At 61.7% G+C, this 20,798-nt stretch carries 15 protein-coding genes, 1 pseudogene and 1 riboswitch; of the genes and pseudogenes, 10 read left to right on the forward strand and 6 right to left on the reverse strand.

Annotated elements, in window-relative coordinates; translation table 11 throughout:
- Position 1: 1 nt before the first annotated feature.
- From AC1ECK_RS29310 to crcB, 3 genes are all read right to left on the reverse strand, one after another.
- Positions 2-1,309 (reverse strand): MdtA/MuxA family multidrug efflux RND transporter periplasmic adaptor subunit, encoded by a 1,308-nt coding sequence (locus AC1ECK_RS29310; protein WP_480325617.1) that lies wholly within the window; start codon positions 1,307-1,309, stop codon positions 2-4.
- Between the two features lie 510 nt (positions 1,310-1,819).
- Positions 1,820-2,656 (reverse strand): IclR family transcriptional regulator, encoded by an 837-nt coding sequence (locus tag AC1ECK_RS29315; RefSeq protein WP_480325620.1) that lies wholly within the window; start codon positions 2,654-2,656, stop codon positions 1,820-1,822.
- Between the two features lie 552 nt (positions 2,657-3,208).
- Positions 3,209-3,589, reverse strand: coding sequence for a fluoride efflux transporter CrcB (gene crcB, locus AC1ECK_RS29320; protein WP_480325484.1), 381 nt, complete (start codon positions 3,587-3,589; stop codon positions 3,209-3,211).
- A gap of 74 nt (positions 3,590-3,663) precedes the next feature.
- Positions 3,664-3,727, reverse strand: a riboswitch (Fluoride riboswitch).
- A 328-nt stretch (positions 3,728-4,055) separates the two neighbouring features.
- Here crcB and AC1ECK_RS29325 point away from each other — a divergent pair.
- Positions 4,056-5,699: a sensor histidine kinase gene (locus tag AC1ECK_RS29325; RefSeq protein WP_480325486.1), complete on the forward strand. Its 1,644-nt coding sequence runs from the start codon at positions 4,056-4,058 to the stop codon at positions 5,697-5,699.
- On the opposite strand, the gene AC1ECK_RS29330 is transcribed toward AC1ECK_RS29325, so the two are convergent.
- Positions 5,689-6,012, reverse strand: a complete 324-nt coding sequence (locus AC1ECK_RS29330) for a hypothetical protein (RefSeq protein ID WP_480325487.1) — start codon at positions 6,010-6,012, stop codon at positions 5,689-5,691. The two genes, AC1ECK_RS29325 and AC1ECK_RS29330, sit on opposite strands and share 11 nt — an antisense overlap.
- A gap of 211 nt (positions 6,013-6,223) precedes the next feature.
- Entirely contained in the window at positions 6,224-6,805 is a 582-nt protein-coding gene (locus AC1ECK_RS29335) for a DJ-1/PfpI family protein (protein ID WP_480325489.1), read from the reverse strand.
- Between the two features lie 214 nt (positions 6,806-7,019).
- Here AC1ECK_RS29335 and AC1ECK_RS29340 point away from each other — a divergent pair, with 214 nt between their 5' ends.
- The 4 genes from AC1ECK_RS29340 to AC1ECK_RS29355 all read left to right on the forward strand — a co-directional run bounded on the left by AC1ECK_RS29340 (position 7,020) and on the right by AC1ECK_RS29355 (position 11,620).
- Positions 7,020-7,466: a BCAL1086 family glycoprotein gene (locus AC1ECK_RS29340; RefSeq protein WP_480325491.1), complete on the forward strand. Its 447-nt coding sequence runs from the start codon at positions 7,020-7,022 to the stop codon at positions 7,464-7,466.
- 133 nt (positions 7,467-7,599) lie between these two features.
- Positions 7,600-8,055 (forward strand): Rrf2 family transcriptional regulator, encoded by a 456-nt coding sequence (locus tag AC1ECK_RS29345; RefSeq protein ID WP_480325493.1) that lies wholly within the window; start codon positions 7,600-7,602, stop codon positions 8,053-8,055.
- A gap of 190 nt (positions 8,056-8,245) precedes the next feature.
- The gene (locus AC1ECK_RS29350; RefSeq protein ID WP_480325495.1) at positions 8,246-8,893 is read left to right on the forward strand and encodes an NAD(P)-dependent oxidoreductase; all 648 of its coding nucleotides are present in this window, start codon (positions 8,246-8,248) and stop codon (positions 8,891-8,893) included.
- Between the two features lie 105 nt (positions 8,894-8,998).
- Positions 8,999-11,620: a mechanosensitive ion channel family protein gene (locus AC1ECK_RS29355; protein ID WP_480325497.1), complete on the forward strand. Its 2,622-nt coding sequence runs from the start codon at positions 8,999-9,001 to the stop codon at positions 11,618-11,620.
- Here AC1ECK_RS29355 and AC1ECK_RS29360 read toward each other — a convergent pair.
- On the reverse strand, positions 11,617-12,219 hold the full coding sequence (locus AC1ECK_RS29360) for a cysteine dioxygenase family protein (protein ID WP_480325499.1): 603 nt from the start codon (positions 12,217-12,219) through the stop codon (positions 11,617-11,619). The two genes, AC1ECK_RS29355 and AC1ECK_RS29360, sit on opposite strands and share 4 nt — an antisense overlap.
- A gap of 193 nt (positions 12,220-12,412) precedes the next feature.
- On the opposite strand from AC1ECK_RS29360, the gene AC1ECK_RS29365 reads away from it, so the two are divergent.
- The 5 genes and pseudogenes from AC1ECK_RS29365 to AC1ECK_RS29385 all read left to right on the forward strand — a co-directional run.
- Positions 12,413-12,880, forward strand: a complete 468-nt coding sequence (locus AC1ECK_RS29365; RefSeq protein WP_480325501.1) for an Lrp/AsnC family transcriptional regulator — start codon at positions 12,413-12,415, stop codon at positions 12,878-12,880.
- A gap of 165 nt (positions 12,881-13,045) precedes the next feature.
- Positions 13,046-15,892: a type VI secretion system Vgr family protein gene (locus tag AC1ECK_RS29370; protein ID WP_480325503.1), complete on the forward strand. Its 2,847-nt coding sequence runs from the start codon at positions 13,046-13,048 to the stop codon at positions 15,890-15,892.
- Positions 15,893-15,895: 3 nt separating this feature from the next.
- Positions 15,896-17,941: a phospholipase D-like domain-containing protein gene (locus AC1ECK_RS29375; protein ID WP_480325505.1), complete on the forward strand. Its 2,046-nt coding sequence runs from the start codon at positions 15,896-15,898 to the stop codon at positions 17,939-17,941.
- Positions 17,942-17,944: 3 nt separating this feature from the next.
- Positions 17,945-19,252, forward strand: a complete 1,308-nt coding sequence (locus AC1ECK_RS29380) for an SEL1-like repeat protein (protein ID WP_480325507.1) — start codon at positions 17,945-17,947, stop codon at positions 19,250-19,252.
- Between the two features lie 364 nt (positions 19,253-19,616).
- Positions 19,617-20,768 (forward strand): annotated as a pseudogene (locus AC1ECK_RS29385) (SEL1-like repeat protein); the annotation flags it as partial.
- Positions 20,769-20,798: the final 30 nt, after the last annotated feature.

Consider the following 20,798-nt stretch of genomic DNA (forward strand, 5'->3'; position numbering starts at 1 on the left):
TTTATTCCGAAGCTTGCGCCGGAGGTTTGTGGTGGTGCAGGCGTGCGCCGGATGCGCCCCACGGACCCGATGCGCCGGATGCGCCGCGCCCACCGTGCGCACCCGAGGCGCCGCCCGGATGCTCGGCCGGAATGGTGATCTTCGCGCCTTCTTTCAGGCGGTCGGAGCCGTCGATCACGACCCGTTCGCCCGCCTGCAGGCCGGAGGCGATGCTGGTGCGCTCGCCGTCCACCGGGCCGATCTTGATGGGCCGCACGGTCACCGTGTTGTCGGGCTTCACCACATACACGAACTGGCCCATCGAACCGTTCAGCACCGCCGGGGTCGGCACGATCACCGCGTCGTGAATCGTATCCACGAGAAGCCGCGCGTTGACGAACTGATTCGGGAACAGCAGGTTGTCCTCGTTGTTGAACATGGCGCGCAGCTTGAGCGTGCCGGTGGTCGTGTCGATCTGGTTGTCGAGCGTTTCGAGCGTGCCGCCGGCGAGCGAGGTGGTGTTGCTGCGGTCGTAGGCGGTGACCGAGAGCTTCGCGCCCGTTTGGACCTGCTTCATGATCCGCGGCAGGTTGTCTTCGGAGGTCGTGAAGATCACGCTGATGGGCTGCAATTGCGTAATCACGACGATGCCGTTGGTCAGGCTGGGCGTCACATAGTTGCCCGGATCGACCTGGCGCAGACCCACGCGGCCGGCGACCGGCGCAGTGATGCGCGCGTAGATCAGGTCGAGCTTGTAGGTGTCGATGTTCGCCTGGTCCGACTTGACGGTGCCCTCGTACTGCTGGACGAGCGAAGCCTGCGTGTCGACCTGCTGGCTGGCGATCGAATCCTGGGCGAGCAGGGTCTGATAGCGCTTCAGGTCCAGACGCGCGGTCTGCAGCAGCGCCTTGTCGCGCGCAAGCGCGCCCTCGGCGTTTTCGAGCGAGATCTGATACGGGCGCGGGTCGATCTGCGCGAGCAGGTCACCCTTCTTGACCATCTGGCCTTCCTGGAACGCGACCGTCTGCAGCGTGCCGCTCAACTGGCTCTGCACGGTGACGGTAGCGAGCGGCGTGACGGTGCCCAGCGCCGTCAGCACGATCGGCATGTCGCCTTGCGTCGCGGTGGCCACGTGGACCGGCTGCGGCAGGTTGGCGAACCCCGGCGGGCCGCCGCGGCCATGCCGTTCGCCGCCCGGGGCTTGCGCGCTCGCGCCGGCCGCGGGGCTGCCCCACGGGTGCCAGCGCCATAGCACGACCCCCGCCACCACGAGCGCGGCTACGATCAGGCCGATGGTGCGTCCCCGATGCCGTTGGCCACCGCTGCGCATCTGGGTGGTCCCGCTGGACGGTTGGCCGGCCTGAGTCGGGGCGGGGGGGCGTGTGGTTTCGGGGTGCTGTTGTTGTTCGTCCATCGGTTCGGTCAGGTGGCTGGCTTGGAATTGGAAGAGACGTGCGCAATGCCGGGTCGACGCGCAGGCGCCGGCCGCTTCGACAGCGTACCCAGCGCAGATGTTCAGCGCGTGGCGACGCGAGACGCAGGAAAAGGAGCTTAACGGAAAGTGCCGGCGCCGCAGTCGGGCCGACTGCGTGGCTGATCACTTTTCACTCGCCCCGGGTTGACTGTAAGTTGCAGGCAAGCGGTGCAAGCGAGCGGCGCAAACCTGACGTGCGGTCAGGCACAGCAAGCTGCGCGAAAGCATGATCGTACGTCGCCGGCTTTGCTGACGTCCAGTGGCGTATTTTTCGGTTAGTTACGCGCGTTACACTCGGTGAGGTGCATGCCTGCCACGACCCTCTGAGCGGGTTGCGGATGCGGGCGCATAAGATGTCGCTCTCGCCTAGTTGTCGAGCCGCCGGCCTGGTGTGCCGCCGATTTCGAGCGTGATGCGGGAGATGCACTCGAGCAGCAGGGGCGCCGCGCGCGTGATCAGCCAGTCGCGCGGGCACTGGTGCGCCGAGCCGCCGCAATTGACCGCGTAGCGCTCACCCGAGGGGCCGATGAAGCCCGCCGCGATGGCATTCAGGCCGTCGTGCCATTCGCTGGTGGCGATTGCGAAACCTTGTGCGGTGGTTTCATGCAGCGCGCTCTCGAGCCGGTTGCTGATGTGGCCCCAGTCGTCGCCCTCGGCGGCCTGCAGTCCGAGCAGCAGCTTCTGCCGTTCGGGTTCATCGAGGACGGCCAGATAGGCGCGGCCGACGGCCGTGCGGCTCAGGTTCATCCGCGAGCCGACATCGAGCCGCGACACGAGCACGGCGGAGCGGGGTTTGATGGCGTCGATGACCACCATGTCGAGCCGGTCGCGCACGGCCAGATGTACCGACAGCGAGGTGCGTTCGGCGAGTTCGATCAGGAACGGCCGGGCGCGGGCGCGAATGTCGAAGTTGCGCAGAAAACCGTTGCTCAGTTCCAGCACCGACGAGGTCAGCACGAACCGTTCGCTGTCCGGAAGACGGAACAGGAAGCCCGCGCTGACGAGGGTGGCGGTGATGCGCGAGACCGTCGGTTTCGGGATGCCGGTCAGTTCGGTGAGTTCGCGGTTGCTGAGCGGCGCATCGGCCGCTGCGATACATCGCAGCACGGTCAGGCCGCGCGCCAGCGCGGTGACTTCGTCGCCGGAGCCGTCTTTCTCCTTGACAGGTTCGGTGTTGCGAGGGGGCATGGATTCGTGGTTCATTTCGTTTTTATGGAACTTCATTTCAGTTTCTGCATTTGTGCTGTTCCGCCGAACCTGGAACGGCAGTGCCGAACCCGCACCATAATGACGCATTCCGCCCCTTTTTCATATGACATTTCATTGTAGTAGAAGGGGCTGGCCGACAGTGCATCCGTCCATTAGATTTTGCTTGACTTAGTCAGCATAACCGTAAAAAATGGAATCTCATTTCGAAAGAAAGGCTTGCGTGTGAGTCTGCACGGTGGCCTAAGCCCTGTCCGGCAGGCTGCCAAGCCCGGACCAGCAAGGCGCCAGCAGCACAGATCATGCGAGCGGCGTTATCAGGCGAAACTTTCGAATCCCCTCTCTCAGGTTCTAGCACGGCCCTCGGAATGGCTAGAACTTTTTAAGGCGTCACGGTCACGTGACGCCTTTTTTTTCGTCCTTTTTGCTCATTAACTGGAAATGTCGTGCGGAAAGAGCGCCGCAGCGTTACCGCATCTGGATGCGATTATGTATTTTGCATCGCTTTGCGCGATGCCGACAGTTTGAAGCCGATGCAGATCGGTTTGCTTACCGTGCCGCGAGCGACACGGTTGCGATGCCGAGCACAGTCATCACCAGCGAGGTCGAGACGTGAATGGCGATTTCACCGGCGGCCCAACCGAAGCGGCCGTCCTGCAGACGTTGCACCACTTCGGCGGAGAAGGTCGAGAAGGTGGACAGGCCGCCCATCAACCCCGTAATGACGAACAGACGCCACTCGGGCGCCAGTTCGGGCAAGCGGGCAAAGAAGGCTACGGCGACGCCGATTACATACCCGGCAATCACGTTGGCGGCAAGGGTGCCGAGCGGCAGGGCGGGGAACAACGCGTTCAGGCGGATACCGAGAAACCAGCGGAACAACGAACCCAATGCACCGCCGATACCCACTGCGAGAATAGATAGATACATGGAAAGACGCCTGGCAAAGTCGCAAAATCGACAAACCGGACTGAGCGCAGACGAGCTTGCGTCCGCAATCGGCCGGGCTATCAGGCATCATCAGCCCCACTTGGGCGGTTAACGGAGAATGCCATCTCCAGCGGGCGATTTTATCATCGACGCATACATGTGGGGACAGGTGGGCACGGGGCGGGCGGCGAGGTTGGCAGGCACCGGATGTGCGTGCTATGACAATATGGCGCGATCTGTGCCGCTCGCGCACAGGGATGCGCTTTGCATGGCAATCATCTAGCTGATCGCTACGCTATCCATTCAGCGCGCATAGCGCATGCGACGCCTGCCTGCAGCGCCGCCGCGCCGCGGCGCAACCAGTCCGCATAGACTATCGACGCCCTTTGTCATCCTGTGCAAACGCCGACATAATGTAACGTCCCCCTGCGTGGCCTGCCGGGCTCCCGAACTATTTCGCGTACGCATGAGACTGACAACCAAAGGGCTGCTGCTAATCGCGATTCCGGCGGTCTTCGAGCTCGCGCTCCTGTCGGGGCTCGTGAAGGCGCAGGTCGATGCTGCCGACGCCGAGCGCTGGGCAACCCACAGCGAGGATGTGCTGCGCCAGACCACGGCGATCCTGGAGCCCGTGTTGCTCGACTCGGTGCGCCTGCGTGGCGCGGTTCTCAGTGACAACGCAGATGTCACCACGCCGGTGGCGCTGTGGATGGACGTCGACCGGCGCATCGACCAACTGGCCGATCTGGTCGCCGACAACCCTGCGCAGGTCGAGCGTGCGGTGCAGATTCGCCAGTCGGTGCAGGCTTACCGGCAGTGGTCGGACCGCGTGCAGGATCTGTTGCATTCGGGGCGGCGGCGCGACGTCGTCGAGCGCTTCGACCAGCTTTCGACTACCGATGTGCTCGACCGCTTCCGGGCTCAGGTGACGGCATTCCAGAACGAGGAGCGCCGTATCGACGCGCAGCGCTCCATCGAAGCCGATGCCGCGCACGAGCGCCAGCAGGTTTTGCTGGTCGCCGCGGTGTTCGGCTCGATCCTGTTCGTCGCGCTGGCCGTGTGGCTTTTCACGCGCGGCGTGCGGGGCCGGCTGGCGCTCCTCTCCGACAATGCCGGGCGGCTCGCCAGCAACGAGCCGCTCGCGCCGATCGACCCCGGCTCCGATGAAATCGCCCGGCTCGATCAGACGCTGCATGAAACCGGCCGGCGCCTGCTCGAGGCCGAGCGCATCCAGGCGCGCTTCCAGGCCGATCTCGCGCGCCGTGCCAACGAGCTCGCGGCCATCAACGAGACGCTGCGGCAGCAGACGCAGGAAAACGAGATGTTTATCTATAGCGTCTCGCACGATCTGCGCGCGCCGCTCGTCAATCTGCAGGGCTTTTCAAAAGAATTGATCCATGCGTGCGACGATCTGCGCGCGGCGGTGCAGCAGTCGTCCCTCACACCGGCGCGGCGCCAGCATATCGAACAGCTCGTCGACGAAGACATCGGCGAGGCCTTGCATTACCTGCAGACCGCGGTGTTGCGCGCCTCGCATATCATCGACGCGCTGCTGCGGCTCTCGCGTGTCGGCCGGGTCGAATACCGGCGCCAGCAGGTGCATGTGCGCGATATCGTGCAGCGCGTCGTCGATGCGATGCAGGTCTCGATCCGCGCGCGCCGCGCGCGCGTGGTGGTGCAGGAATTGCCCTCGGTGTGGGGCGATCCGACCGCGCTCGAGCAGGTGTTCGCCAATCTCGTCGGCAATGCCATCAACTATCTCGATCCGGCGCGCGAAGGACGGGTCGAGATCGGTATCACGCCGGCGCCGCCCGGCGTGCACTCGCTGCGGATTTTCTATGTGAAGGACAACGGGCTGGGCATTCCGGCCGTGGCTTTGCCGCGCCTGTTCAGCGCGTTCCAGCGTTTGCACGGCAACGTGGTCGCCGGCGAGGGGATCGGACTGGCGCTGGTGCGCCGGGTGGTGGAGCGGCATGGCGGCCGTGTCTGGGCGGAGTCGACCGAAGGCGCTGGGACAACCTTCTATCTTTCGCTGCCGGAAGCGGAGATAAAGACGCCGCGCGCCGAGCCGGAGATGCTGGCGGCGGGTGCGCAGGGGCTCACGCGGTGAAGAGCCGCCGTGGCTTGAGCAGCCTGCTGCCACGAATCGACCAGTAGCAGCCGAATGCCGCCAGCACGGCGGCGCCCGCGATGACTGTGTGCGGCGCCGCATCCATACCCGGCAGGCCGTCCAGCACGAACAGGCCGCGTACCAAAAGCAGCAGGGCGCCCCACAGCGAGAGCGCGGCCTGCACCAGCAAGCGGGTCGCGGTGATGCGGCGGGTGCGGTTCTCGAGCGACCTGTGCGCGGTTGCCCGGCCACAAAAGAAAACGATCGCCATCAGGGCGACCGCGAGCATGACGATCCATTCTGTCAATTCCATCGAAAGGCATTCCAAAGTCAATCGTCGACTATAGGAAGCCCTTTCGCGGAGGAATATCGCAAAAGTCTTAAAAGCTTCGATACTGGGTGAGGCGAGGTGCGGGGAATCGGCCGTAGGAGAGTTTGCATGCATGCGGCCGTGTTCCCGAGCATGCATGCTTGTACGGAGGGCGTCGGGCGCCGCTAGCGGCAACCCGACGCAGGGGCGGATCTCAGAGTTCGATACGCGTGCCGAGCAGCACGAGGAATTGCGCCAGCCATTCGGGATGCGCAGGCCAGGCGGGCGCCGTGACAAAGTTGGCGTCGGTGATGGCTGCGTCGACCGGAATGTCGGCGAAATCGGCGCCCGCCAGTTTCACTTCGGGCGCGCAGGCCGGATAGGCGGAGATCCGCTTGCCGCGGATCACGTCGGCGGCCGCCAGCAGTTGCGCGGCGTGGCAGATCGCGGCGATCGGCTTACGCTGCTCCGCGAACTGGCGGACGATATCGATCACTTTCTGGTTCAGGCGCAGATACTCGGGGGCGCGGCCGCCGGCAATGGCGAGCGCGTCGTACTGGCCCGGATCGACGTCGTCGAAGCTCGCGTTCAGCGTGAACTGATGACCCGGCTTCTCGGTATAGGTCTGGTCGCCTTCGAAATCGTGAATGGCCGTCTTGATGCGGTCGCCTGCCGACTTGCCCGGGCACACGGCGTCGACCACATGGCCGACTGCCTGCAATGCCTGGAACGGCACCATTGTTTCGTAATCCTCGGCGAAATCGCCAGTGAGGAACAGAATCTTCTTTGCTGCCATCGTATGCCTCCAGTTGAACTGCGGAACACATCGAATCTTCAACCAGTCTACTCCATCGTCTTTGACAGAACCGCGACGTACGCCGCTGACGGTGCGCCTGCGGTGTCGAAGGCACAGCCCGTCGCGAGAGCGGAGTGCAGTGTGGGCAACGCCAGGGCGTATGATTGATGCGTTTCCGTATGCCGAAGCCGCTTGCCGCGGCTCAGACGCCACAATGACTTTATTCTTCCGCCATCCACGGGTGTGCCGCGCGGTCTTTGCCGTGAGCATGCTCAGCGCATTAACCGCATGCCAGAAACACGACGCCTCGGCTGGGCAACTCGCCGGCAAGATGGATGATGCCGCGCAGCAAGCCGGGCAGAAGCTCGATCAGGCCGCGAGCTATGTCGGCCAGCAGGTCGATACGGCGAAACAGAACCTCGAGTCCGCATCGGCGCCTACCATCACTGTCGATCCGTCGGCGCTCGCATCGGGCGCGCAGGCCAATTTGCAGGGCGCGGCCAGCGCGGCGAGCGCCGAACTCAGCAAGGCGGCCTCGCTGACCGGCGCCGGTCTGCAGAACGCCGGCCGCAAGCTGCAGCAGTGGTCCGACAGCGCCGCGGCGTCGTCCGCGTCGAGCAATAACGGCAACAACGATGCGCAGAAGCAGATGGACAAATGACGACGCGATGGCGGCAGCAGGCGTGCAAGGGCGTCGCGACAAAGTGGCTGCGGGTGGCCGGAGGATTGGATTTGACAGCGAGGTTAAATGTAATTACTATGGTTACACATTGTCGTAGCCAGGCAGGTGCGTTTTGAATACGAGTAGCCGGTTTGCCTTTGCGGTTCATGTGCTCGCACTGTTGGCGTTTCAGGAAGGCGTGCCGCTTTCGTCGGACATGATCGCAGGCAGCGTGAATACCAATCCTGCGCTGATCCGGCGTCTGCTGACGATGCTGGCCGACGCCGGACTCACCACCTCACAGCTCGGCGCGGGCGGCGGCGCGCTGTTAGCGCGGCCGCCCGAGGAAATCACGCTGCTGGAGGTTTACCGCGCGGTTGACGACGGGCAATTGATCGCGCTGCACCGCGAGGAGCCGAATCCGGCTTGCATGGTGGGGCGCAATATTCAAACTGTGCTGCGCGGCATCATTAGCGAAGCGCAGCAGGCCATGGAGGCGTCACTGGCGTCGCGTACGCTGGCGGACGCGTCCACGGACCTGGTCAAGGCCGAACGCCTGCGCGAACGCAAGCGGCGGCCGGCAGGATAGGGCTTTGGAACGGAACAGCCGGCGCGTGCTGCGTGAGCAGAGGCGCCGGATCGTTTCGGATGGAAGCACACAAGGCAGCAATGCCGGTGACAGGCTGCAGGCAAGATACAAGCGGGGGCGGAGCCCCTCTTTTTTCGGCGTTATATGTAATCAATATAGTTACATATAAGCTAATTACAGGAGAATATCCATGAGCAAGGCATTGAAGATCGCACTGATTGGCGCAACCGGCATGATCGGATCGCGGATCGCTGCGGAAGCGGCGCGCCGCGGCCATCAGGTGACGGCGCTCGTGCGCAATCCGGAGCGGGTGCCGGCTGGCGTCGCCAATCTGAAGGCGGCGCAGGTCGATCTGCTGGACGCCGCAAGCGTCGCGGCGGCGGTGCGCGGACACGACGTGGTGGCGAGCGCCTATGCGCCGCCGCGCGATGACGCAGCGACCCTCACGAAGGCGACTCACGTGCTCGTCGAAGGCGTGCGTGCGGCAGGTTTGAAGCGTCTAGTGATAGTGGGCGGAGCGGGTTCGCTGGAAGTGGCGCCGGGCAAGCAGCTAGTCGACACGGAAGGCTTTCCGGACGCCTATAAGGCGGTAGCGCTGGCGCACCGCGACGGGTTCAATTACCTCCGCACGCTGACCGATCTCGACTGGACCTTCTTCTCGCCGGCCGCCTTGATCGCCCCCGGCGAGCGGACCGGCGCATTCCGCACCGGCGCCAATACGCTGATCGTCGACGCCGAAGGCAACAGCCGCATCTCGGCGGAAGACTATGCCGTGGCGTTTGTGGACGAGCTGGAGCAGGGCCGTTTCGTGCGCCAGATCGCGACCGTCGCTTATTGATAATACCTGGGCGCGCAAGCGCCCTAACATTCAGTTACGCATGCAAATGCGCTACCGCGGCAACTGAGGCTACACTTGGCGTCTGCCGTTTTGTCACGGATTGCCATGAAGTCATGCCAACAGCGGTGTGAGCCCGAGGCTGCGCTGTTTACCGGCGGGCAACGGGCGTTTCGCACTGCCTCCTATTTTTCCCGCAGCCTGGATTTCCGCGCTCGCTGTGGCTGCGCCGGGTTGGCGCGGTCGTTCGCGTGGCCGCTTTATCTGTGGATGTGCCTGCTCGTATGCGTCACCTGTTTCGCGTGGGCGCCGGCAGTTGCGCAGGCCGCCGCCGCACCGGTGATTCCGGCGTTGCAGAGTCTCATCAACAGCGCGACGGCCACACCTGCCTCGTCGGCTTCGGCGGCCGAGGCCGCGTCCGCGCCATCGCCGGCCAGCCAGGCCGAACTGGCCCGCTCGCTCGATAGCGTCATCTCGACCCTCGACAACGATCGCCAGCGCACCGCGCTTGTCGCCCAGCTCAAGAAGCTGCGCGACGTCAGCCGTACCGTCGCGCCCGCGTCGGCGGCGCAGCCGAGCCCCGGCTTGCTGGGCGCAATCGCCTCCGGCATCGCTTCGTTCGAGACCGGCGTGCATCAAGGGCGCACGCCTTTGCGTTACTGGGTTGGGCGCGTCAACGCTGCCGGCAACGAGTTCTACGCGATCGTTGCGAGCCAGGGCCACGAGAGCCTCGGCAAAATCGTGCTCGACATGGTGGCGATGCTGGCCGGCTGGGGCGCCTGTGCGTGGCTCCTGATCTACCTGCAACGCCGGCTGCATACACACTACGGCGTGGATGCCAGCCTCAAGCCGAATCCCTCGACCGGCGAACTGCTGATCTTCACGCTGCGGCGAGTCGGTCCGTGGATCGTCGCGTTCGTCGCGGCGCTGGTGTTCGCGCGGGCCATGCCCGATGCGCTCGGCCGCACGCTGGGGATGGTGGTGGCCTATGCGATCGTCGCCGGCGCGGTGTTTTCCGCGATCTGTCTGATCATGTTTTCGCTGTTCGGCTCGGGTCACCGGCGCGTCGCCGTGCGCGTGCTGCTCGAGCATGCGCGCCGCCTGCTGTTTATGATCGGCGTGTGTGGCGCACTGGGCGATGCCGCGGTGAACTACGACGTCGCCCATCAACTCGGAACGAATCTCGCCGAACTGGTGTCGACAGCGGCGAACATGACCGCGGCCGTGCTGACCGGCTATTTCGCGCTGGCGTTTCGCCGGCCGGTGGCGCACCTGATCCGCAATCGGGCTTATGAGCCGCGTCATGACCATAAGGCCGCAACCGACGCATTCGATGTGCTCGCTTCGCTCTGGCATGTGCCGGTGCTGGTGCTCGCGAGTGCGTCGGTGGTCGCGGTGATCGGCGGCGCGGGCACGAATGAGAACGTGCTGCAGATCTCCGTGGTGACCGCACTGCTGCTGGTGCTGGCGTTCTTCCTCTCGGCCATCGTGTTGCGCATGACGCGGCCGCACGATCCCCGTAGACGCCGCCGCTCCCCGTATCTGTCGCGAATGCTGCGTTTCGCGGGCACGCTGCTGACGCTGGTTATCTGGCTAGTGTTCTTCGAACTGGCGGCGCGGCTGTGGGGTGTGTCGCTTGCGAGCGTCATCGAAGAGAACGTCGCGGCGCGTGGCATCGCGCATGCCGTGATGGCGATTTTCGCCACCTTGTTCATTGCCTGGCTGTTGTGGATCCTGATCGATACGGCCATTACCGAAGCACTGAGCCCCGGCGGCCCGCGCAACAAATCGCGCAACGCCAGCACGCGTGCCCGCACCATGTTGCCGCTGGTGCGCAATGCGTTGTTCGTCACCATCGTGACGATCGCCGGCATTGTGACGGCGGCGAATCTGGGTATCAACGTGACGCCGCTGCTCGCCGGCGCGGGCGTGATTGGCCTCGCGATCGGCTTCGGCGCCCAGTCGCTGGTCACCGACCTGATCACGGGCCTGTTCATCATCATCGAGGACACCATCTCGGTGGGCGACTGGATCGATGTCGACGGTGGCCACGCGGGCACGGTCGAGCATCTGTCGATTCGCACCGTGCGGCTGCGCGACGGGCAGGGCGCGATCCATGCGATTCCGTTTTCGCAGATCAAGATCGTGAAGAACCTGTCGCGCGATTTTGCCTATGCGGTGTTCGAAGTGCGCATGGGTTTTTCTGCCGATGTGGATCAGGTGACGCAACTGATCCGCGAAGTGGGCGCGGAGCTGATGGCCGATTTCCGCTACCGGCGTGAAATGCTGGGGCCGATCGAGGTGTGGGGGCTCGACCGGTTCGACCCGAACTGGATGGTCGTGAAAGGGCAGATCAAGACGCGGCCGCTGCAGCAATGGAGTGTGGCGAGAGCTTTTAACCTGCGTCTGAAGCGCAAAATGGACGAGGCGGGCATCGAGATTCCGGTGCCGCAGATGCGGATCTATACGTCGTCGAAGGATAACGAGGGGCAGCCGCTGGCGGAGGATGAAGCGCCGCTGCATGCGCATAGCGTCGAGCCGGCTCATGGGGCGCCGAACGCCGCTCACCATGCCGGGCCGCACGGCGGGCCTGCTGCCGGCGGCGCGCGTGCGGCGAATCTGGCGGCGGCGCGTGACGTCTCCCACGAGCCGCGGCCGGCACCGCCGTCAACCGGCACCGCGCCGGTGCCGCCGCAGATTCCTACCGCGGGTGAGGCGGGGAAAACCTAGACGATAGCCTGTTCCAATGCAGGCTGCGCGGGCTCGGCGACCTGCAGCAGATCGTTCACGTGGGTGGCGATCTGCGAGCCTTCGACGCCATAGATATGCAGCGAGATGGCAGGTGCATCGCTCGTGTTGCCGAGCCGGTGCACGCCACCGCGACCGGCACGCACGAACGACACGGCGCCGCTTGCGCGCGGGTGCGTGCGGATTTCGCTGGCAAGCTGCCGCGATTCATCCCAGTCATATACCGTTTCCGAGAGGCTGCCGTCCAGCACGACGTAGCCGCACCACGTCTGGTGGCCGTGGACGGGGCTTGCCTGTCCCGGCATCCAGACCAGCGCGGCGATGGCATAGCGGCCGTGGGGATCCGCGGCGAGCAGATGACGCCGGTACGATTCGGGTGACCCTTCACGCTGCGACGGCGCGAGCAGCGCCGGATTCGCGGCGGCCTCGGCGAGCGCGGTCCTGATGCGGACCGCAAAACCTGGGCGTTGCGACGGGTCGGCTGCGCCGGATGCGTGCTCGAAAGCGGCGTCGAGCGCCTCGCACAGACGGACCACCGGCGAGGCCGCTGACGGCGCCGGCGGCCGGGCTTCGCTTCGCATGGAAAAAGGCGGATGCGAGGCGCTGGAGCGGTCGAGGGACGAGAGGGAGGTTTCGTGGCTCATAAGGGCGGTGGCAGCGCTTGAATTCGGTTATCGGGTAGGGATATTTATACCGGTTTGCGCGGAGAAAGAGTTTTCATATAATTCCCCTCTGGCGTGTAAAAGTAGAATAATTTTCTATCTTGAGGTGGGTATGAGAATGGATATCATCGATCGCAAGCTGCTCGAACTGCTTCAGGAAGACGCGACCATGCCGATCGCCGAACTGGCGGAGCGCGTAAACCTGTCGCAGACGCCGTGCTGGAAACGGCTGCAGCGGCTCAAGGAAGCGGGGGTGATCCGGGCTCAGGTGGCGCTGTGCGATGCGCGCAAGCTCGGGGTAGGCACGACCGTGTTCGTCGCGGTGCGGACCAATCAGCACACCGAAGCGTGGGCGGCGACATTTACGCGGGCCGTGCTGGACATTCCCGAGGTGGTCGAGGTGTACCGGATGAGCGGCGAGACCGATTACCTGCTGCGCGTGGTGGTGTCGGATATCGACGATTACGATCGGGTGTACAAGCTGTTGATTGCTGCTGTGCCGCTTTATGACGTGAGCTCGAGTTTTGCGATGGAGCAGATCAAGTATTCGACGGCGTTGCCGGTGAGGGATAAGGGGTAGTCGCTGATTTTATGGGGAAGGTCCTATCTGATTCGTTGCGCATATAAATATTCTGGGCTTCATCCGTTTGACATTTATTTGGAGTTGATTGATTTATCCGCCGACAAATGGTCTGTAGAATCGAAGGATTCAGACCGAAAATAAAGTGTGGGAGAGGCAGGCGGCATGGATACCCAGAACATAATCGGGGCGATAAGCGGCGGCCTTTCACAGCAGGACCGCCTGCTTAAACTGGACACCCCGGCAGGAAACAATGTCCTGCTTCCGCAGCGGGCCATCGGTCGGTCACGGATCGGGCGCGACTTCACGTGGACGATCGATGTCGTGTCCACTTCCGGCGATGTCGCGCTGAAGACGCTGATCGCCCAGCCGGTGACCCTGTGGATCCAGCAGTCGGATCGCTCCTATCACCCGCATCACGGTTACGTGCATACTGCCCGCCGTCTCGGCGCGGACGGCGGACTGACTTCTTACCAGCTCGGCTACTCGTCGTGGATGCATTTCCTGCGTTTCCGCCGTGACCAGAAATACTGGCAGGACAAAGCAGCCGACGAGATCATCTCGGACGTTTTCAACCAGCATCCACAGGCGCAGGGGATGTTCCGCTTCGTGCTCTCGCAGCCGCTGCCATCCCGCTCGTATTGCCGCCAGAATGAAACCGACTGGAACTTCGTGCACCGGTTGATGGAGTCCGAAGGACTTTATGGCTTCTGGCAGCAGGCCGAAGATGGTAAATCGCACACGCTCGTGGTTACCGACCGTCTTGAAACGCTGGTGCCGCTGTCGCCGGAGCAGGTGAATTTCTATCGCGCCGGAACTGGCAGCGAAACGGATGCGCTGGTGCAGTGGTCGGGTACTCGCACGCTGCAATCGGCATTACTGTCGACGCGCACCTTCGATTATAAAAACCCATCGACGCCATTTAATCCGAAGGCGACAAGCGTTCCCACCGTAGCGAACCAGGGCTCGTTGCCGCCTCAGATGGAGGTATACGAATACACGGGCGGCTATACCTATCCGGAGCAGGCACGCGGCGACCATCTTTCAAAAATCCGCATGGAGGAGTGGGAATCGCGGGCCAAACGCTTTCACGGCGAAGGCGGGCTGCGTGCGATCGACGCAGGGTTGCGCTTCACGATTGCCGGCCATCCGGAACATGATCGTGATCCGGCAGCTCAGCGGGAATTCGCGGCCATCGAGGTCGAGTGGACTATCGGGAACAACCTGCCGCTGTCCGGGCATGAAGCCAACTTTCCGTACAGCCTGTCCAGCGAGCTGAAACAGGCACAGGCCGCCGATGCGGGTACGTTCAACGTGTCCCATGCCGACGGCTCTACGGGCTTCTACCGGGTCGGGATCGAGGCGCAGCGCACCACGGTGCCGTACCGCAGCCCGTTCGAACATCACAAGCCGGACGCGAAGCTGGAAACGGCAATCGTGGTTGGCCCCAAGGGGGCCGAGGCATACACCGACGAACTGAACCGGATCAAGGTGATGTTCGTATGGGACCGGATCAATCCGGGCGATGAGCGCGCGTCATGCTGGGTGCGCGTAGTGCAGTCGGATACGGGTGACGGCTACGGTTCGGTGCACATGCCGCGCGCAGGCGAGGAACTGCTGATCGGCTACGTCGGCAATGACATCGACAGGCCGATTGCCCTGCACCGTGTCTACAACGGCGCGGCGCAACCGCAGTGGCATTCGAACGGGCTGCTCTCGGGCTATCGATCGAAAGAGTTCTCGGGCGATGGCTTCAATCAGATGGTCATGGACGACTCGACGTCGCAGAATCGCCTCCAGCTATACAGTTCCAGTACGAATGCTCAATTGCATCTTGGGTATCTGGTCAACCATACCGGTAATACACGCGGCGGCTATCTCGGCAGCGGCTTCGACCTGAGTTCGGATGCGTATGGCGCCTTGCGCGCGGGCCGAGGGCTGTTCGTGTCGACGCATCCCGTCGCCAGCCAGCCGCTCGATGCGCGTGAGGCCAGCAACCAGCTCGTCAGTTCGGAGGGTGTGCTCGAAGCGGCATCGCAGGCGAGCGAAGCCGCGCAGGCCGAAAGCCTGAAGGACGGGCAGGATGCGCTGAAGACCTTCACCGATGCGACACAGCACAGTATCTCGGGGACAACGGGCGGGGGAGGTTTAACGGCCGGCGGTGGCACGGGCAATGCCAATGCGTTTTCGCAACCGGTAATGCTGTTTGCTGCGCCGGCGGGCATCGCGCTGTCGACGCAGAAGTCAGTGCACATCTCGACGGACCAGCATATCAATCTGGTGAGCGGGCAGAGCACGCATATCGCGACCGGTAAGTCGCTGATCGCGAGCATTACGAACCGGTTGAGCCTGTTCGTGCAGAACGCCGGCATGAAGCTGTTCGCGGCGAAGGGGAAGGTGGAGGTACAGGCGCATGCGGACAACGTCGAGCTGACTGCACAGAAGTCGGTGTTGCTGATCTCGGCGACGGAGCAGATCCAGGTGGCGGCGCAACAGGAGATCCTGCTGACTTCCGGTGGCGGGTATATCCGCATCAAGGATGGCAACATCGAAATCCATGCGCCGGAGAAGATCGATATCAAAGGTGCACAACATTCGTTCAGCGGGCCGACGCGGATGGATGTCACGAATCCCGCGTTCAAGGACATGCCGACGCGGCGGTTGATGCTGAATACGATGGCTTCGCCATCTGCGACCAATGTCGTTCCTGCGGGGATGCCGTACAAGCTGTTTGCGGACGGTGCGCTGGTGAAGCAGGGGGTGTTCGACAAGACGGGGCAGTTGCCGATTGATCATCATGTGACGACGCAGAAGTACACGGTTGAACTGGCCAACGGCGTGAAGCATGAGATTCCGGTGCCGGGAGAGTACAAGGACCCGGTCAATGGGGCGCTCGCAAATCAGGGGTTCCCGTTTCATGAGGGTCTGCCCGGTGGCGATACTCCTGCCCCCGACCGCGCCGTGCACCGGCAATACTACAGCGATCTTCTCAATCCTCCTTCGGACGTATAGGCCATGGCAACACCGAACACGACGATTACGACACCGATTGCGCTGAACCAGACGAACACATGCAATGCCAGTCTGCCCTGGTTTGTGCAGAAGACCGAATACCTTCCTGCATGGTGCACGTACCGGCCACTGGTAAACGGAGAAGAGGCATTTGCTGCCGTATACGACGCGATCTTAGCGGCGAAGCACTCCGTCGATATAATCTGCTGGGGTTTCCAGCCGTCGATGTATTTCAGGCGTGGCACTGGTGGTACGAGGACTATCGGCAGTCTTCTTGTGCACATGGGCAAGCAGAACGTGAAGGTTCGCCTGTTGTGCTGGCATGACGACTTTTATTTGTCCCAGTTGGGCGAGACCAACATGCCCGGCGAAAATTTTGAGACTTGGTTCAAGACGGTCATTCCTGACTGGCTTTACAAGAAGATCCCAGTGCTTTCGCACGACTACCAGACTCTCTATGAGCGTGCTTACGACACGCTGTGGTACCACTGCGCAAACCTGAACAATGTCACGATGACCGGTATATGGGGGACCATCTCGCGCAAGTTCAATTGGCTAACCCAATACCCGCTTACCTTTTCGAATGTCGAGTTCGCGACCCGTGACTTCCCTCTAATGGAACGTGTCGAGGGCATATGGCGACTGTATATGCACGGTAAGGATACTGAGCGTGACCCCCGCACCAAAATAACGAACAGCTATGTCACTGGTTACCTTACCCCGTCTCATCACCAGAAGATGGTGCTGATCGACTATGAGGATCCGAACCTTGCGACGGGTTTCGTCATGGGGCACAACATGCTTGATCAGTACTGGGACAAGAACGATCATAGCGCCAAGCGCAATGAACCTGATCAGGGACGTAACGGACCTTACCCGTGGCAGGATGTTTCGAGCCGGGTGACTGGGCCCATCCTCGAGTATCTGAACAAAAACTTTTGTCAGGCATGGGATCTCGCAACAGGCCAAAGCCTTGGGGCGTCACGTGAGGGCCTAGGGAAGCAGTTGAGGATGCGTCCGGGAGCAGATTCAGGTCCGGGAGTGATGGCGCAAGTTGTGCGGACGCAAATGCAGAAGGGGAAGGACAAAGACGGTAAGAAACTGAAGGACGTAACGGACATCGAGACGATGTACCTTCAGGCAGTGAACAATGCAACGAGTTACATCTTTATCCAGAATCAGTATTTCCGGTTTGTACCGCTTGCCGACCAGATAAAAGAGTCGATAAAGCGGCAGATTAAATGCGGGCGCAATATCAACAAGGATGGCCCGGTCCATCTGTTCGTGATCACGAATTCCACTGACGATGCAGTGGGCCCCGGTACCCGCAACACGTATCGCACACTCGAATCGCTTGGGCAGACGAACGCGATGCCGGGCGTCACTAGGGCACCGCAGTTCGCGGCACTAGATGCGCAACAGAACGCTCTGGAGCAAAAACTTGCGGATGACGAAGCCCAACAGTCGAAATTGGAAAGCGGGCAGGGACCGCAACTTGGCTCCCTGGACCCCGGAGAGGCGCAAAGTGCCCTGTCGGGCTTCAGCCGAAACGCCGACGCCATCCGGAAGGATCAGCAGGATCTCGATGAGTTGCAAAAGCAAAGGGATGCAATTAAAAGTAAGGAGGTGCAGAACGTGGATATCCCGTCGATGGATATCAACGGCCTGAAGGTTCATGTGTGTACTCTGGTTGCGCCCGATTCCCCGGCAGGCGGATGGGTTCCGGTGTACGTGCACGCAAAGGTGATGATGATCGACGACGTATTCACAACCCAGGGCTCTGCGAACCTAAACTCCCGCAGCATGGAAAATGACAGTGAACTGAATATCTGTACCGATCATGGGGAAGTGGCGCACTCGTTGCGATTGAAGTTATGGGACCTTCATACCAAAGGGCAAGGCGCTCAAGAGGATCCCTCGGAGGCGTTCGATAATTGGTCGACCGTTATTAAGAACAACAAGGATCTTCAGAACGACGGCAAACAATCCCCTATTGCCTCGCTCGTAGGTTTTTTACGCACTTCGCCCGCTCTCAGCAGCGTCGACTGACCCATGAATAGAAACATACTGATCATTGCGTTTGCGCTTCTGTTATGTGCGTGTACGAAAAAGGAAACTCCATTGGCCCAGTTACCTGACATGAGCGCCGTGCGCGCCAATCTCGCGTTTACCTGCGTACACGAGGCAGATCACCTGCCACCGCTCGATCCGCAGGCAAATAGCCTTTTCCTCTATGCCCGCTATCTGGAAAAAAAAGACGGGCCGAAGGACTTCAATGACGTTGCGCGCTACTATCGGATCGCCGCGGCTTACGGCCACTACAAGGCGAACCAGAACCAGCAGTCGTTGATTACGCAAGGTCTTGCCGACTCGCCCGACGCGCCCACGGAGTCGGTTGATCTTGCTATGCAACTAATTCAGGAGGGCATACCGGGGGGCTACTACGATATCGGTCATTATCTTGAAACAGGCTACGGCTTGAAGCCGGACATCGACGCTGCATTGAGTTATTTCCGCAAGGCAGCCGACCTGGGTAATCCGCAAGCACAGGCTTACGTGGCCGAGCAACTCGCTCCTCACGACAGGGCACCTGACATTGCGAGGCAGATGCGCCAATGCGCGGCGGACCAAGGGTATGGCGACGCGGCGAATTCGTTGGGGATTAACCTGAAAAATAACGGTCTCTACCCCGAGGCCGTCAGCGTGTATCAAAAGGGGGTGGAGGCCGGCGATACTCTCTCTGCCTTGGCTCTTTCGGACGGGTTCAAAGCCCCGCCAAGTTCTGATCGCCTCTCATATCTGGCTTTGCCAAACGATCCTGAACGTTCGCGACGGTACCGTGCGATTCAGTTATTTCTTCGCGCCAACGACGGTCTCAACCCCAAGGTTCCGGACATCGACAAGATCGTTCCGTTGCCGCCCGCAAAGCTGCCGCCGTGGGACGGCACGTTCCAGTGGCAAAAGGAGCAGGATGCAGCGGCGCCGCCGCAAAAACCCTCCGACGATCTCATCAACCAGCTTGCGAAAGCAAAGAACCTCAACCCGACGACCGGCCTGCCGTTGGCTGGTCTATCTAGCAAAATGTCGGCGGAGAATCAACCTGTGACCGTTACTGCCCGCCTGCCGATCGGGACAGTTGCGACCACCGGCGACCAATGCCCTGAAGACGGCGTATGGTGTGCAAAGCTCAGTAAAGGCCAGATGGGCGACGCACAGCGGCGCTTCCTGAAGGGCGATGTGCTGCCTTCGCTCGTTGTGCATGAGCCGCGCAAAGTGGCTTTACTTGATCAGGTAATGGGCCTGCGCCAGCACGCGGCTAAGGTGGAGTGGGAACTGGTTGGATATATCAACCAGGCCTGATCTGTCGGGCAGAGCAGAGCCACGGCCATGCAACTCGGTGTGGCCGGGCCGCCGGGCCATGAAGGTCGGCGACGCTTGACCTTGCTTCGCCGCGGTCTACCTCCTCAGCGGTGTTGTCCCGCGCCATCCCGGCATGATGTGAAGCTGTCTTGCGCGTTGCGCCGTTACCATTACATTGCGAACGAAGCTATGGGGCATTCATACCAAAGGAATGGGCGCACAGGATGATCCGGCGGACGCGTTCACGAAATGGGACCGGATAATTACAAACAATTCGGCTAGCCAGGCATCGAAGAAAGCTCCCATCGTATCGCTGGTGGGATTCTCATATACATCAAGCAAGCGTACCCGGAACGACTGATCGATGAACAAGACGATGTTGATCCTTACCTGCGCCCTCATTGCAGGTGGCTGCTCGAATAAGGAGAATTCTTTGCCATCCCAGCCCAATATGAATGCCGTGCGCGCCAATCTGGCTTTTACGTGCGTACATGAAGCGGATCATCTGCCACCGCTCTCTCCTGAGGCAGATCAGCTGTTCAAATATGGCCGCTACCTCGAAACGAAGGACGGCCCAAAAGACTTCAACGAAGTTGCGCGTTATTACCGGATTGCCGCTGCGAACGGACATTACAAGGCGAACAACAACCTGCAGCAACTGGTGTCCCAAGGCTCCGCAACGTCACCCGATGCTCCCACGGAGACAATCGATCTGGTCGAGCAGTTGATAAAGCAGGGCGTGCCGGGGGGCTATTACGACATGGGCCACTATCTTGAACTGGGCTATGGGGTAAAGCAGGATCCCGAGAAGGCGTTGCGCTATTTCCGCAAGGCAGCTGATCTTGGTAGTCCCGATGGGCAGTTCTATGTCGCGGAGAAACTGTCGCCAGTTGATGCGGCGCCAGAGATAGCAAAGCAGATGTATCAATGTGCAGTTGATCAGGGATTGGGGAAAGCGGCAGAGGAGTTTGGCGTGTACTTGCAGGTAAATGAGCTTTATCCAGAGGCTGTGAAAGTTTTCCAAAAAGGTGTTGCCGCTGGGAACACGCTCACTGCTTCCTCTTTGGAAGACGCATTCAAGGGTCCTCCGCCATCGGATCGTCTGAACTATCTTGAACTGCCGAACGATCCGGAACGTTCCCGCAGATATCGCCTAATCGGAAAGTTCATCGACGCTAACGAAAGCCGCAACCCCAAGGTTCCGGACATCGACAAGATCGTGCCGTTGCCGCCGGCAAAGCTGCCGCCTTGGGAAGGCACCTTCCAATGGCAGAAGGAACAGGACGCAGCGGTGCCGCCGCAGAAACCCTCTGACGAACTCATCGACCAGCTTGCGAAAGCGAAGAACCTCGATCCGGCAACCGGCCTGCCGCTGGCTGGTACGCCCGGCAAGGCATCGGCAGCGGATCAACCCGCGACCGTTGCCACGCGTCTGCCGATCGGAACGGTTGCGACCACAGGTGACCAATGCCCTGAAGACGGCGTATGGCGCGCAAAGCTCAGTAAAGGCCAGATGGGCGCCTGCTATTTGTGAGCGATGCCTGTC

The organism is Paraburkholderia sp. SSBN10T (assembly GCF_056619545.1).

Excerpts from the sequence above, each read along its gene's own strand:
- AC1ECK_RS29360 (WP_480325499.1), bottom strand. The coding sequence starts at position 12,219 with ATGCGAAGCGAAGCCCGGCCGCCGGCGCCGTCAGCGGCCTCGCCGGTG.
- AC1ECK_RS29350 (WP_480325495.1), top strand. The coding sequence starts at position 8,246 with ATGAGCAAGGCATTGAAGATCGCACTGATTGGCGCAACCGGCATGATC.
- AC1ECK_RS29330 (WP_480325487.1), bottom strand. The coding sequence starts at position 6,012 with ATGGAATTGACAGAATGGATCGTCATGCTCGCGGTCGCCCTGATGGCG.
- AC1ECK_RS29315 (WP_480325620.1), bottom strand. The coding sequence starts at position 2,656 with ATGAACCACGAATCCATGCCCCCTCGCAACACCGAACCTGTCAAGGAG.
- AC1ECK_RS29325 (WP_480325486.1), top strand. The coding sequence starts at position 4,056 with ATGAGACTGACAACCAAAGGGCTGCTGCTAATCGCGATTCCGGCGGTC.
- AC1ECK_RS29335 (WP_480325489.1), bottom strand. The coding sequence starts at position 6,805 with ATGGCAGCAAAGAAGATTCTGTTCCTCACTGGCGATTTCGCCGAGGAT.
- AC1ECK_RS29370 (WP_480325503.1), top strand. The coding sequence starts at position 13,046 with ATGGATACCCAGAACATAATCGGGGCGATAAGCGGCGGCCTTTCACAG.
- AC1ECK_RS29355 (WP_480325497.1), top strand. The coding sequence starts at position 8,999 with ATGAAGTCATGCCAACAGCGGTGTGAGCCCGAGGCTGCGCTGTTTACC.
- AC1ECK_RS29365 (WP_480325501.1), top strand. The coding sequence starts at position 12,413 with ATGAGAATGGATATCATCGATCGCAAGCTGCTCGAACTGCTTCAGGAA.
- AC1ECK_RS29380 (WP_480325507.1), top strand. The coding sequence starts at position 17,945 with ATGAATAGAAACATACTGATCATTGCGTTTGCGCTTCTGTTATGTGCG.
- crcB (WP_480325484.1), bottom strand. The coding sequence starts at position 3,589 with ATGTATCTATCTATTCTCGCAGTGGGTATCGGCGGTGCATTGGGTTCG.
- AC1ECK_RS29375 (WP_480325505.1), top strand. The coding sequence starts at position 15,896 with ATGGCAACACCGAACACGACGATTACGACACCGATTGCGCTGAACCAG.
- AC1ECK_RS29340 (WP_480325491.1), top strand. The coding sequence starts at position 7,020 with ATGACTTTATTCTTCCGCCATCCACGGGTGTGCCGCGCGGTCTTTGCC.
- AC1ECK_RS29310 (WP_480325617.1), bottom strand. The coding sequence starts at position 1,309 with ATGCGCAGCGGTGGCCAACGGCATCGGGGACGCACCATCGGCCTGATC.